Origin of the sequence: Micromonospora sp. LOL_021 (assembly GCF_048060215.1) — a bacterium.
In the GTDB taxonomy this organism is placed as follows: Bacteria; Actinomycetota; Actinomycetes; order Mycobacteriales; family Micromonosporaceae; genus Micromonospora_E.
The window spans coordinates 1-12,147 of the sequence record NZ_JBHMIN010000090.1 but is presented as its reverse complement, the minus strand read 5'-3'; the positions used below and the strand labels follow the sequence as shown (position 1 = coordinate 12,147).

Here is a 12,147-nt window from a genome sequence, read left to right as displayed (position 1 = left end):
ATCGGGGTTGGGCCAGCGGTCCCGTCGAGGTCCAGCGGTACGTCGACGGCAGATCGCAGGTCGGCGGTGCGGTGGTCGGCGGCGGGGTGGTGGGTGGTGCGGTGGTGGGTGGTGCGGTGGTCGGCGGCGGTGCGCTGGTCGGGGTCGTGCCGCCGTTGCACGACACGCCGTTGAGCGAGAAACTCGTCGGTGCCGGGTTGCTACCCGTCCACGAGCCGTTGAAGCCGAACGACACCGTACCGTTGGTGGGGACGGCGTTGTTGTAGCTGACGTTGCTGGCGGTCACCGCCGAGCCGCTCTGGGTCAGCGATGTGTTCCAGGCCTGCGTCACCGTCTGCCCGGCGCCGAACGACCAGGTCAGCGTCCAACTGGTCAGCGGATCACCGAGGTTGGTGATGGTCACGTTGGCGCCGAACCCGCCCGGCCATTGGGACGACACGGCGTAGTTGACCGAGCAGCCCGCCGCGGCGGCACCGGCCGGTGCCGCCACGGCGAGCGCCGCCGACGCCAGCAACGCGGCCCCGGCCGACGCCAGGCCGGCTCTGGTGGTTCTTGATTTGATCATGTAGCACTCTCCCGGCAGGACGGTGACCTCGCACTTGTGTGCAGGTCAGTGTTAGGTGAGCGTTAACATCCGTGCCGGGTATGTTACGGGAGCGCTCCCAGTCCATCAACCTATGTCTATGCTGTGACGTCGGGTTCCTGCATGAGCCGCGCCGGGGGCAGGTGCGAGTCCGGGTCAGACGGGCGGGGCCCCTCCGGGCCGTCCGGGCCGACCCGGACGAAGGTCTCCACCCGGGTCACCCGGCACGGGACGCCCTTCAACTCGAAGTCGTCGGTGCGGGGCGGCCGGTGCGCCGCGCGGGCCCGCTCGTACGCGGCCATGAACTCTTCCATCGGGGTGTCGTCGTCCAGCTCGACGCCGACGTCGGAGATCGAGAACGACTGCGCGTCCCGGGCGTCCTGCGGCGTCGCGTAGGTGGTGGACGACCGCGGCCGCCATCGGCCAGCGACGCACTCTCCGACGGTGAAGCCGACCGGGAGCAGCACCACGTTGGGATGCGTGGTCACCGCCAGCCGGGAATCGGCGTGCACGTCCCCTGGGACGGCTCCCGGATGGTAGGAGGCGGAAGTCATCTCCATCCGGACGAGTCCATTGGTCAGTCCGGTGCCGGCGGCCGGGTCAATGACAGATCCGTCCAACTGCGACGTGTTTCGCTTTGTCTGGCCCGGCGGGTACGGGTCCGGGTCGGTCGGCCGGGGTGGCTCCGGCCCGTCCGCGCCCATCCGGATGAACGGCTGGGCGCGGATGATCCGGTAGCGGGAACCGTTGACAGTCAGTTCGTCGACCGCCTCCCAGTCCAGCAGCTCGTACACCGCTTCGTACTCGGCCCGCTCGGCGGCGTGCTCGGGGGTCTGCGGTGTCTCACTGTGCAGCCTCCGGAAGTGGGACGCGAGGCTGTCGCGAGCGTCCTGCGGGCTGTCGGCGTTCAGCCGCAGGATCCGCCACCGACCATTCACCTCCTGTGCGGAGCCGAAGATCGGGGCACCCCACATGAGCTTCGGGTAGGCGGCCGCACGGTTGCGGGCGTCGTCCTCGGAGACCGCCGATACGGGGTCGTCCCGATGCTCGATCTTGATCAGCAGGTGCTCGGGCACCTGGTTGGCGTCATAGACCATGTACGCATTGTGATGGCTCGATCGCTGGGGCGCAGCCCCGCCAGCCCGGATCGGCTCATATCACGGTCGATCCGTCTGGGCGCGACCCTACGCGCCGTTCGGGTCCATGGCGGCACGCGCCTCGTCCCGGCTGGGGTACCCGCAGAGCTCGACGAGGTTGCCGGTCGTGGCGACGAAGGCTTCGTAGATGTCGTCGTCGAAATGGTTGAGCCAGTCCCCGGCCTTGCCCTTGCGGTAGTGCGCGGTCGGCCCGGTCTCCAGGCGATTCTTACGCATGCGGGAGAACCCGTGCCGGTCGAGCAGTGCCGCCAACTCGTCTGGAGGCAGGGCGATCCCGCAGTGCCGCATCAACTCTTCCACCTCGTCAGCCTGTCGCTCACCGGTCAGATCCTCGTACCGGAAGAGGCGGAACGTCTCGGCGCTGGGCGCGACCACCCACGACCGCAGCGCGGAGAAGAGGTTCTTCTCCGCGAGGTGGTTGATGATGTACAGCAGGCCTTCCTTGCGTGGCTTTTCTTTGAGGATCTTCCGATGGTGCAGCACATCGCCCATCGGGGTGTGCGAGTTCCGCAGCGAGAAGTAACTGGAGACGACGATGTCGCGCGGGTCCCGCATCACGAAGAAGGCCCGGTACTTCTCCGGCTTGGGGATCGCTTCGAAGCGCTTGTAGCCGACGAAGAGCGACGAAGCCACCCGACCGGGCGGGATGGCGTCAGGGTAGCGCCGTCGGTGGACGCGCTGATCGAAGGGCAGCAGGCCGGAGTACTGATACACGACCGGGTCGCTGAGGATGGCCTTCACCCACTGGCTGCCCGTCTTGCGAACCGTACAGTGGTAGATGTTGTCGTATTCGCAGCGGGCCACCACCGGGATCGTCAGCCGGCTTCTCGCGATCCGCGTCTCGAGCATCGTCCACCGCACCGCCACCCGCAGGTTGCTGGGCGTGTGGTGCTTGGCGAAGGTAAAGGTCTGTTTGATCAGTGTCCTAGCCCTGTCTCTGCCCGCAGCCCTGTCTCTGCCTCAAAGCGGATCCCTGCCCGAAAGCGGACGACACGCATCGGCGGATGATGCGCATCTCAGCCTGAGATGATAGTACGCACCTCAGCCTGAGATCATGATGGACCTGTACGGTGCCGGTCAACCTCGAGCTGCCCGTGAGTCTTCCCTCGCTGGGCGTGCTGACCAGGGAGCGGGGCAGGGGCTGCTGCTGGCAGCACCACTGTTCGGCCTCTGCACACTCGTCGGCGTACTCGCCGGGGAACTCACGGTACGGCCACCACGCGGGTCGACCCGGACCGCAGCCGTCGAGGTCCGCCGGATCCGCGACTACCTGCCGCGCCGATTCGGCCAGGTGGTCGCTGTGGCCGGCGGCGTGCTCCTCGTCCTGCTCACCGCGACGACGACGGCCGGTGACCCCGACGACATGGGTCGTGCCGGACGGGCGCTCACCCGACAGTGCGCGACCGGTCTGTTCGAGAGCCGCACTCCGTGGCCGGGCTCGTACTACACGTCCGGGCTGGCGGTCGTCGTGCTGGTTGGCCTGCTGATGGCGTACCTCGTCCTGCGCCCCATCGTCCGGCGACCGCGGTCGGCATCCTCGTCGCCATCCCGCTCGCCGGGGTCAGCCTGACGGCGGCCAACGGCCTGCTCGGCACGTCCTGCGCGCCAACCTGGTGGACCGTCACAGGCTGGGTGCTGCTCGCGCTGGCACCGGCAGCGCTCGCGATGGGGGCCTGGTGTGCGGCTGCGGTCCTCCTGCTCACGGACCGGGCCGATCCACCGGTGCGGACGCGATGACCAATCGTCTGGCGTTGACGGTGGTCACCGGTGACCCCACGCCGCCCTACGAACAACTACGCCGTCAGTTGGTCGAACTGATCCGGTACCGCGCGCTGGCCCCCGGTGACCGCCTCCCGCCCGTCCGCCAGCTCGCCGCCGACCTGGGGTTGGCCGCCGGTACGGTGGCCCGTACGTACCGCGAGCTCGAGGTGGCCGGGCTGGTGACCTCCCGGCGTGGCGGCGGCACCCGGGTCGCGGCGGCGCCGCCCGCCGGGCCCGGTCCGGACGAGATGCTGCGTCACCACGCTGCCGCGTTCGTCCGCGAGACGCGTCAACTCGGCGTGGACGACACCCAGATCATCTCGGCGGTCGCCCGAGCGCTGGAGGCTTAGACGCATGACCTCGACGCGCAGGTCCGGTAGTCCGCCGTCCAGGAGTTGGGCCGGCTCAAAGGATGTCCAGAACGGCGCGTAGCAGCCGGTTGACCTCGACCATCTCGGCTGGGCTCAGCCGGCCGACGCGCTCGCCAATCGCCTTTTCGGCGTCGACGGCACGCAGTTGGTCCAGCATGAGTCGGGTTGGCTCGCCGCGCACGGTGACCTCGGGCCGGAACACGTACGGGTGGGCTGAGGTGGAGGTAGGAGCGACGATCGTCGTTGACAGGTTGAGATCGTCGGACTGCACCACCACGGCGTACCGCGCTCCTTTTTGCTCGTGACCGACGGCATCGCGGGGTGCGCGCAGCCGGTAAACGTCACCACGCACTGAGCTCGTCCATCTCAGCCTGTACCCGGCGAACCTCCGCCAGGTCGTCGATGTTGCCACGAGCGTGCTCCGCGTCGGCCCGCATCTTCGCCCTCAGCGCCTGGTCGGCGTGCTCATCTAGAAGCCGCGTGATGACCTCGTCAATCGGCGCGTCACCGAACTCTTCCGTGCGGGTCCGCATCAGCCGGTCGCGAGTGGCCGTGCTGACCCGGATCGTCGTCGTCGCCATGTAGAGAATTCTACGTTTCAGGCTACTTTCCGTCTACAACTCCGGTCTACTTCCTCCGGGTGCCTGCCGATTCGCTAGCGGATGGATCGGCGGATCGGTTGGTGGTGCAGCGGTTACCAGTCGGTAATGATGGCGGGATGCGGTACGACGTGGTCGTGATCGGGTCCGGGTTCGGCGGCAGCGTCGCCGCGCTGCGGCTCGCCGAGAAGGGCTACTCGGTGCTGGTGCTGGAGGCCGGCCGCCGCTTCGCTGACCACGAGCTGCCGCGTACCTCCTGGCGGGTGCGACGGTTCCTGTGGGCGCCGGCGCTCGGCTGCTACGGGATCCAGCGGATCACCTTGCTGCGCCCGGCCGGCCGACGCGGAGCAGGTGGCAGCCGCGCGGGCGGGACAGGCAGGGGAAAGACACGCGCGGGGCAGAGCGGCGGCCGGGCCGGGGTGTTGGTGCTGTCCGGAGCCGGGGTCGGCGGCGGGTCGCTGGTGTACGCGAACACGCTCTACGAGCCCCCGGCCGACTTCTACGCCGACCCGCAATGGGCAGGCATCACCGACTGGCGGGCCGAGCTCGCTCCGTACTACGCCCGCGCCAAGCAGATGCTCGGCGTCGTCGACTATCCGCGTACCACCGCCGCCGACAAGGTGATGCGCGCGGTCGCCGACCGGATGGGTGCCGGCGACACGTTCCGGTCCACCCCGGTAGCCGTCTACCTGGGCCGCCCCGGCGAGCGGGTCGCCGACCCGCACTTCGGTGGGGCCGGGCCGGACCGGGCCGGCTGCACCCACTGCGGGTCCTGCCTGACCGGCTGCCGGGTCGGCGCCAAGAACTCGCTGCCGAAGAACTACCTGTGGTTCGCCGAACGGGCCGGAGCGCGGATCCGGCCGCTGACCACGGTGGTCGGACTGCGGCCGGGTCCGGGCGGTGCCGGCTACCTGGTCGACGTACGGCGTACCGGTGCCTGGGCCGGCGGCCGACAGACGATCGCCGCCGACCAGGTGGTGCTCGCCGCCGGGGCGCTCGGTACCCAACGGCTGCTGCACACCGCCCGCGCCACCGGCGCGCTACCGGCGATCTCCGCCCGGATCGGGGCCCTGACCAGGACCAACTCGGAGGCGATCCTCGGCGCGTCGGTGCCTCGCCGGGCTGCCCGCCGCCGGCGGCTCGACTTCACCGACGGGGTGGCGATCACCAGTTCGTTCCATCCGGAGCCGGGCACCCACGTCGAGCCGGTGCGCTACGGCCCCGGGTCGAACCTGATGGGTCTGCTGCAGTCGGCGCTGGTGCCCGGCGGGCCGTGCCGGGTGCGTCGTTGGCTGGCCGCGCTGGCGGGGCGGCCCCGCGACACGGTCCGGTTGCTGTCGGTACGGGACTGGTCGAGGCGCACCGTCGTGGCGCTGGTGATGCAGTCGGTGGACAACTCGCTGACCACGTACCACCGACGCGGTCGGCTGGTCGCCGGGCACGGACACGGCCGGTCCAACCCGAGCTGGATCCCGGCCGGTCACCGGGTGGTTCGGCTGCTCGCCGACGAGATCGGCGGCATCCCGGGCGGCGCGGTCACCGAGCCGTTCGATGTGCCGATGACCGCCCACATCCTGGGCGGGGCGGTGATCGGGGCCACCCGCGCGGACGGCGTCGTCGATGCGTACCACCGGGTTTTTGGTTGTCCGGGCCTGCATGTGTTGGACGGCGCGGCAGTGCCGGCGAACCTGGGGGTGAACCCGTCGCTGACCATTGTCGCGCTCGCCGAGCGGGCAGTGGCCCATTGGCCGGTCAAGGGCGCTCCGGACCGCCGCCCGCCGGCGAGCTGAGCCGCGACCCTGAACCATCGTCGGGACGGTTCGGCGACGGTCGGTAGGCTCCGGAGCATGAGCACGCCGCGTCCGGTCCTGGTAGTGGACTTCGGAGCCCAGTACGCCCAGCTGATCGCCCGTCGGGTGCGCGAAGCCAAGGTCTACTCGGAGATCGTTCCGCACGACATGCCGGTGGCCGAGATGCTGGCCAAGGAGCCGGCGGCGATCATCCTGTCCGGCGGCCCGGCGAGCGTCTACGCCGACGGCGCCCCGCAGGTCGACCCGAAGCTGTTCGACGGTGGGGTGCCGGTCTTCGGCATCTGCTACGGCTTTCAGGCGATGGCGCTGGCGCTCGGCGGCACGGTCGCGCACACCGGCAACCGGGAGTACGGCGGCACCCCGCTGGCCGCCCGCCCCGAGGCCGGGGTGCTGCTGCGGGAGCTGCCAACCGAGATCCCGGTGTGGATGAGCCACGGCGACTGTGTGACCGCCGCGCCGGAGGGGTTCGTGGTGACCGCCGGTTCGGCCGGGGCGCCGGTCGCCGCGTTCGAGGATCTCGCCGGTCGGCGGGCCGGGGTGCAGTTCCACCCGGAGGTGGGGCACACCGCGCACGGCCAGCTGATGCTGACTCGCTTCCTCTATGACATCGCCGGCGTCGAGCCGACCTGGACGCCGCAGAACATCATCGACGAGCAGGTGGCCCGGATCCGCGAGCAGGTCGGTGCCAAGGAGGTCATCTGCGGGCTGTCCGGCGGGGTGGACTCGGCGGTGGCCGCCGCGCTGGTGCACCGGGCCGTCGGCGACCAGTTGACCTGCGTCTTCGTCGACCACGGGCTGCTGCGTGCGGGGGAGGCCGAGCAGGTCGAGTCGGACTACGTCGCCGCGACCGGGATCAAGTTGAAGGTGGTCGACGCCACCGACCAGTTCCTCGGCGCGCTGGCCGGGGTGACCGACCCGGAGCAGAAGCGCAAGATCATCGGTCGGGAGTTCATCCGGGTCTTCGAGGCGGCGGCCCGCGAGGTGGCCGCCGCCGGGGACGTCGAGTTCCTGGTACAGGGCACTCTCTACCCGGACGTGGTGGAGTCCGGCGGCGGCACCGGCACCGCCAACATCAAGTCGCACCACAACGTCGGCGGTCTGCCGGACGACCTGCAGTTCGCCCTGGTCGAGCCGCTGCGCACGCTGTTCAAGGACGAGGTGCGGGCGCTCGGCCTGCAGCTCGGCCTGCCAGAGGCGATGGTCTGGCGGCATCCGTTCCCCGGCCCGGGTTTGGCGATCCGGATCATCGGCGCGGTCGACCGGCAGCGTCTGGACCTGCTGCGCGCCGCCGATCTGATCGCCCGCGAGGAGCTGACCGCCGCTGGGCTGGACCGTGACGTCTGGCAGTTCCCGGTGGTGCTGCTGGCCGACGTGCGCAGTGTCGGGGTGCAGGGCGACGGGCGCAGCTACGGCCATCCGGTGGTGCTACGCCCGGTGTCCAGTGAGGACGCGATGACCGCCGACTGGTCCCGGCTGCCGTACGAGGTGATCGGCCGGATCTCCACCCGGATCACCAACGAGGTGCCCGAGGTGAACCGGGTGGTGCTGGACGTGACCAGCAAGCCGCCGGGCACCATCGAGTGGGAGTGAGCTGACCGGTCAGTCGGTGGGACCAGCCTGGTGCGGCCGGGTCGGCGCGGTGCCGGGTCCGGCCGGTGCGGTGCCGGGCCAGGCCGGTGCGGTCGGCGGCTCCTCCGGCATCAGGAACCAGATCACCGGGTAGGTCAGCGCGGCCAGGCCGCCGGTCAGCACGGTGACCACCGCGAAGATCACCCGGACCAGGGTGGGGTCGGTGTCGAAGTAGCGGCCGAGGCCGCTGGCGACACCGGCGATCATGCGGTCCGTGGTGGGTCGCCGGAGCTGCTTGTACGGGGTCTGAGCTGTGGGGTTCTGGGAGGTCGTCATGCTTCAACGGTCCGCGCGGCGGTCCCCGGCGACCTCGGTGACCCCCCGGATCAATACCCTGATCCGTCCCGGAATGCGGCTCTAGGTAGTCAAGTAGTTACCTAGAATACTGTCGCCAATCTGACAGTCGTCCGCGCCGACTGGCTACTTGCGGGCAGAATTCGGACTCGTGACTCCCGCCCTAGAGCCGCTTCGCAGGATCGCGGCATACGCTGTCTGTGCCGATTCGGAGGACCGGGTTCTGCTGGTCCGCGCCTCTCCGCGCTCTGGTACACCCGGGGTGTGGTCGCTGCCCGGCGGGGCAGTGGACCACGGGGAGGATCCCAACCACACCGTCGTCCGGGAGACCGCTGCGGAAACCGGCATTTCGGTCGCGGTCACCGGGTTGCGTGACGTGCTGGCCGACATGCGCTCCCTTCCCCGGCGCGGTATCACCCTGCACACCGACCGGTTGATCTACGACGCGTCGATCCGTGGCGGACAGATCTGCCACCGGATCAACCAGCCCACCGACCTCGCCCGGTGGTGCAGCCTGGACGAGGCGAAGCAACTGCCGTTGCGTCCGTTCACCGCCAGCGCCCTCGGCCTGCCGCCGGAGACGATCGACCTACGCCCGGACACCGCTCCCGACTTCCCATCGTTCTACGCCGTACCTGGGCCGGACGGGCTGCACCGGGCGCAACGGTTCGCCGCGTACGCGGTTGCCACCGACCCGGCCCGGCGGGTCCTGCTGACCCGGATCGCGCCCGGCTACCCGGGTGCCGGTCGGTGGCATCTGCCCGGCGGTGGCACCGACTACGGCGAGCAGCCCGGCACGGCGCTGATCCGCGAGTTGGTCGAGGAGACCGGTCAGCGTGGCCGGCTGGTCCGGCTGCTCGGCGTGGCCAGCCACCGGGATGCGGCCTCGCTCGGGCCGGAGGGCTACCCGATCGACTGGCACGGGGTGCGCGCCTTCTACCAGGTGGAGGTGGACCGCCCGTCCCTGCCGATCGTCACTGACATCGGTGGGTCGACCTCGGAGGCCCGCTGGTTCGCCCGTACGGACCTGGCGGCCATCCGGTCGGAGCTGACCGAGGTGACCGCCGAGGCGGTTGGAGCCGCCCGGCTGGTCTGACTCCGACCCCGGCGGTGCCTCCGACGCTCGGCGGCGCCGCCGGAAGGCTGCGGTCCGCGCTTGCTTCAGCTAGCACCGCTTGCTGAAGCAAGCGTATCGCCGTGAGCAGGTGACCGGTTTGGCCCGGACGAACCGGCATAACCCAGACTGATCTCTCGCCATCCCGCGTCGGCTGTGCAATGGTGTAGGCCGCATAATCGGGCGTCCGGCGCAAGTTGCGCTCCGGACGACCGACCGATGATGGAGGGATCCGTGGCGAGAGCCCCGTGGCGGCGGCGGCGTACGACTGACAGTCCCCGACCGGCAGGACGTCAATGGGCGGGCCGTCGGTGGACCGGTCCGCTTCGTCGTAGTGGCAGCCTGGCCCGCCAGGTCCTGCTGGTGCGGGTCGGCCGCACCGGGAGCGACCGGCTCCGGTTCGGTCGGCGGCCGGCGGACCCTGCCGGGCGGTACCGGGTCGACCCGCTGACGGCGGCCGAGATCGCCGCGATCGCTCCGCTCAGCCCGGCGGTCGGTCCGGTCGGTCCGGTGCCCGCGACCGGCGTCGAGGACCACCCGACCTCCACCTCCGACGACCACAACGCCACGGCGGGCAGCCGGCCCGGCGGGCTGCGGCCGGCCCCCGTACCGCTGCTGCCCGGCACTTCGACGGCGGCCCGGCGGGCCAGCTTCGTGCTGGTGAACTCGACCACGTTGGCCAGCCTCACGCTCGGCCTCACCGCCATCTTCCTGGCGATGGAAGGCGACGTACGCCCGGCTGCGGTCTGCCTGATCGCCTGCGTGGTCTTCGACGGACTCGACGGGGCGCTGGCCCGCCGGCTCGGCGTGGCGAGCCCGTTCGGGGCGCAGATGGACTCACTCGCCGACATGTGCTCGTTCGGGCTGGCCGCCCCGGTCGTCGTCTACGCCTCGCTGGCCGGCTCGGTCTCCACCACCGCCGCAGCGGTCGCCTGCGCCCTGGTCGCCGGCTGTGCAGCGATCCGGCTGGCCCGGTTCAACGTGTCACCGTGCGACGGCCGGTTCTTCACCGGCGTACCGACCACGCTGGCCGCCGCCGTGCTCGGTCTCGGCGTGCTGATCGACGTCCCGATCCCCGGTGGTGCGCAACTGGCGGTCGTGGCGCTGCTTGCCTTCGCGATGGTCTCCAGCTTCCCGTACGCGAAGCTTGCCCGGCTGATCAAGCTGCCGCCGTGGCTGTGGGTCGTGCCGGTGGTCGGCGCGTTGATCGATGTGCGGCTGACCTTCGGCCTGACCGTGCTGGCCTACCTGGCGAGCGGGCCGTTGCTCTGGCTGCACCAGCGACGGGCCGCCTGACCCTGGGCCGGCGGCCAGGCTGGCACGACCGGCGGCCAGCAGGCATGCCCTGCCGGTCAGCGCCAGCGGGCAATCACCGAGCTGCCACCGGCCACCCGGTCACCCGGCCCGACCAGCGCCTCGGCGGCGTCCGCCGGCAGGTAGACGTCGGTGCGCGAACCGAACCTGATCAGCCCGAACCGCTCGCCCTTGGCGAGCAGACCGCCGACCGGGGCGCGGTGCACGATCCGCCGGGCCACCATCCCGGTGCGCTGCGCAACAACCACCCGCCCACGGGAGGTCTCCAACACCGTGTACGCGGCGACGTTGTGCTCGGCGGCCGGCTTCATCGCGGCGGCGAAACCCCCGTCGGTGACGAAGTGGTCGACCACTCGGCCGGCGACCGGACTGCGGTTGACGTGCACGTCGAGCACCGAGAGGAAGACCGCGATCCGCAGGAACTCGGTGGCATCGAGCCGTTCGTCGTGCACCCGCTCCACCGACAGCACCCGGCCGTCGCTCGCCGCGACCACGGCGGTCGGGTCCTCCGGTACGTCGCGTTGCGGGTCGCGGAAGAACGCGGCGACCGGGCCGGCGGCCAACGCCGGCAGCAGCCAGAGCCGGCTCTTCGGCCGGGCCAACCGGGTCGCCGCAGCCAGCCCGAGGGCGATCCCGGCGGCGGCCACGCCGCTGGAGTCGATGTGCATCCCCCGGGTCAGCGGCACGCTGCTCGTCCGGAACGCCGGCCCCAGCTTGGCGGCCCGGTCGACCGGCGCCGGGGTGAAACGCAGCCGGTGCACCCGCAGCGGCGGGACGTTGCGCAGCACCAGGTCACTGCCGACGCCGAAGAGCGCCGCCTGTCGGTCCAGCTCGGCGGCCGCGCCCGAGGTGCCGCCCGGCAGCGCCGCGACGGCAACGGACAGTACGGCGCCTTCGGTGAGGTACTTGCCGTAGCCGTCGATCATGGCGCGGGTCTGCTCGCCACTTCCGGTGCGGACGGTCCCGACGATCAGCAGGTCGGCCGGGTCAGCGGCCGACGCCGTCTCGATCACCCGAACCCGTTCGTCGACCCACGGGCCGTGGCCGGCGATCTCCGTCCGCAGTTGTGCCGTCTGGTCGGCGCTGGCCGGCACCACGGTCATCGTGTCGCCGGGTAGCAGCGCGTCGATGGCGGCGTCGACCACCACCGACCCCGGGGCCACCTCGACCAGCAGGACGTGCTTCGCCGCGTTGTCCCGGGCGAGTTCGGCGGTCAGCGCCCGGGCGGCGCGCTCGCCGATGTCGACGCGGGTGCGAAGCACGGAAGTGGCTGGTACGGGGGTGTCGGACATGGCGGACGGGCTCCTCGCGGCAATGGTGGGACGCGGACCCAGCATAGGTGCACCACCGGTGGGCTGCAGCGGGCCGTCAACCACCCGACCCGCTGGGCGGGGCAGCCGGCTCGTCGGGCGTCGGGGCGCCGGGCGCGGGCTCTTCGGGCGTCGGGGCGTCGGGCGAACAGGGACCGACCGCCGACCCCGGCCAGCACCCGCAGCCCGGCGACGATGTCACCG

13 protein-coding genes are annotated in these 12,147 nt (G+C 71.0%); 6 read left to right on the top strand and 7 right to left on the bottom strand.

Annotated elements, in window-relative coordinates; all coding sequences use genetic code 11:
* The 3 genes from ACFHWT_RS30525 to ACFHWT_RS30515 form a co-directional block, all read right to left on the bottom strand.
* The coding region (locus tag ACFHWT_RS30525; protein ID WP_416598105.1) for a cellulose-binding domain-containing protein at positions 1-565 on the bottom strand (565 nt) is incomplete at its 3' end.
* Between the two features lie 116 nt (positions 566-681).
* Positions 682-1,680, bottom strand: coding sequence for a DUF5954 family protein (locus tag ACFHWT_RS30520; protein WP_416598104.1), 999 nt, complete (start codon positions 1,678-1,680; stop codon positions 682-684).
* 87 nt (positions 1,681-1,767) lie between these two features.
* The gene (locus ACFHWT_RS30515; RefSeq protein ID WP_416598106.1) at positions 1,768-2,661 is read right to left on the bottom strand and encodes a sulfotransferase domain-containing protein; all 894 of its coding nucleotides are present in this window, start codon (positions 2,659-2,661) and stop codon (positions 1,768-1,770) included.
* Between the two features lie 133 nt (positions 2,662-2,794).
* On the opposite strand from ACFHWT_RS30515, the gene ACFHWT_RS30510 reads away from it, so the two are divergent.
* Both ACFHWT_RS30510 and ACFHWT_RS30505 read left to right on the top strand, forming a co-directional pair.
* On the top strand, positions 2,795-3,310 hold the full coding sequence (locus ACFHWT_RS30510; protein WP_416598103.1) for a hypothetical protein: 516 nt from the start codon (positions 2,795-2,797) through the stop codon (positions 3,308-3,310).
* Positions 3,311-3,473: 163 nt separating this feature from the next.
* Positions 3,474-3,851: a GntR family transcriptional regulator gene (locus tag ACFHWT_RS30505; protein WP_416598102.1), complete on the top strand. Its 378-nt coding sequence runs from the start codon at positions 3,474-3,476 to the stop codon at positions 3,849-3,851.
* A gap of 55 nt (positions 3,852-3,906) precedes the next feature.
* On the opposite strand, the gene ACFHWT_RS30500 is transcribed toward ACFHWT_RS30505, so the two are convergent.
* Together ACFHWT_RS30500 and ACFHWT_RS30495 are read right to left on the bottom strand one after the other, a co-directional pair.
* On the bottom strand, positions 3,907-4,224 hold the full coding sequence (locus ACFHWT_RS30500) for a type II toxin-antitoxin system PemK/MazF family toxin (RefSeq protein WP_416598101.1): 318 nt from the start codon (positions 4,222-4,224) through the stop codon (positions 3,907-3,909).
* The gene (locus ACFHWT_RS30495) at positions 4,214-4,453 is read right to left on the bottom strand and encodes a hypothetical protein (protein WP_158632395.1); all 240 of its coding nucleotides are present in this window, start codon (positions 4,451-4,453) and stop codon (positions 4,214-4,216) included. The genes ACFHWT_RS30500 and ACFHWT_RS30495 overlap by 11 nt, the downstream gene beginning before the upstream one ends.
* 137 nt (positions 4,454-4,590) lie before the next feature.
* Here ACFHWT_RS30495 and ACFHWT_RS30490 point away from each other — a divergent pair, with 137 nt between their 5' ends.
* Together ACFHWT_RS30490 and guaA are read left to right on the top strand one after the other, a co-directional pair.
* Positions 4,591-6,261, top strand: coding sequence for an FAD-dependent oxidoreductase (locus ACFHWT_RS30490; protein WP_416598100.1), 1,671 nt, complete (start codon positions 4,591-4,593; stop codon positions 6,259-6,261).
* Between the two features lie 57 nt (positions 6,262-6,318).
* Complete coding sequence (guaA, locus tag ACFHWT_RS30485) at positions 6,319-7,872, top strand: glutamine-hydrolyzing GMP synthase (protein WP_416598099.1); 1,554 nt, start codon at positions 6,319-6,321, stop codon at positions 7,870-7,872.
* Positions 7,873-7,881: 9 nt separating this feature from the next.
* On the opposite strand, the gene ACFHWT_RS30480 is transcribed toward guaA, so the two are convergent.
* On the bottom strand, positions 7,882-8,187 hold the full coding sequence (locus tag ACFHWT_RS30480) for a PspC domain-containing protein (RefSeq protein WP_416598098.1): 306 nt from the start codon (positions 8,185-8,187) through the stop codon (positions 7,882-7,884).
* Between the two features lie 169 nt (positions 8,188-8,356).
* On the opposite strand from ACFHWT_RS30480, the gene ACFHWT_RS30475 reads away from it, so the two are divergent.
* Positions 8,357-9,301 carry an NUDIX hydrolase gene (locus tag ACFHWT_RS30475; protein WP_282233585.1) on the top strand — a complete coding sequence of 315 codons (945 nt, stop codon included), beginning with the start codon at positions 8,357-8,359 and terminating at the stop codon, positions 9,299-9,301.
* A 252-nt stretch (positions 9,302-9,553) separates the two neighbouring features.
* Positions 9,554-10,615 (top strand): CDP-alcohol phosphatidyltransferase family protein, encoded by a 1,062-nt coding sequence (locus ACFHWT_RS30470; RefSeq protein ID WP_416598097.1) that lies wholly within the window; start codon positions 9,554-9,556, stop codon positions 10,613-10,615.
* A 56-nt stretch (positions 10,616-10,671) separates the two neighbouring features.
* Here ACFHWT_RS30470 and ACFHWT_RS30465 read toward each other — a convergent pair whose 3' ends face one another.
* The gene (locus ACFHWT_RS30465; protein WP_416598096.1) at positions 10,672-11,925 is read right to left on the bottom strand and encodes a phosphatidylserine decarboxylase; all 1,254 of its coding nucleotides are present in this window, start codon (positions 11,923-11,925) and stop codon (positions 10,672-10,674) included.
* Between the last annotated feature and the right edge of the window lie 222 nt (positions 11,926-12,147).

What these genes read in the sequence shown, in the direction of transcription:
- ACFHWT_RS30520 (WP_416598104.1), bottom strand. Translation starts at nt 1,680, where the DNA reads ATGGTCTATGACGCCAACCAGGTGCCCGAGCACCTGCTGATCAAGATC.
- ACFHWT_RS30510 (WP_416598103.1), top strand. Translation starts at nt 2,795, where the DNA reads ATGATGGACCTGTACGGTGCCGGTCAACCTCGAGCTGCCCGTGAGTCT.
- ACFHWT_RS30505 (WP_416598102.1), top strand. Translation starts at nt 3,474, where the DNA reads ATGACCAATCGTCTGGCGTTGACGGTGGTCACCGGTGACCCCACGCCG.
- ACFHWT_RS30495 (WP_158632395.1), bottom strand. Translation starts at nt 4,453, where the DNA reads ATGGCGACGACGACGATCCGGGTCAGCACGGCCACTCGCGACCGGCTG.
- ACFHWT_RS30490 (WP_416598100.1), top strand. Translation starts at nt 4,591, where the DNA reads ATGCGGTACGACGTGGTCGTGATCGGGTCCGGGTTCGGCGGCAGCGTC.
- guaA (WP_416598099.1), top strand. Translation starts at nt 6,319, where the DNA reads ATGAGCACGCCGCGTCCGGTCCTGGTAGTGGACTTCGGAGCCCAGTAC.
- ACFHWT_RS30480 (WP_416598098.1), bottom strand. Translation starts at nt 8,187, where the DNA reads ATGACGACCTCCCAGAACCCCACAGCTCAGACCCCGTACAAGCAGCTC.
- ACFHWT_RS30465 (WP_416598096.1), bottom strand. Translation starts at nt 11,925, where the DNA reads ATGTCCGACACCCCCGTACCAGCCACTTCCGTGCTTCGCACCCGCGTC.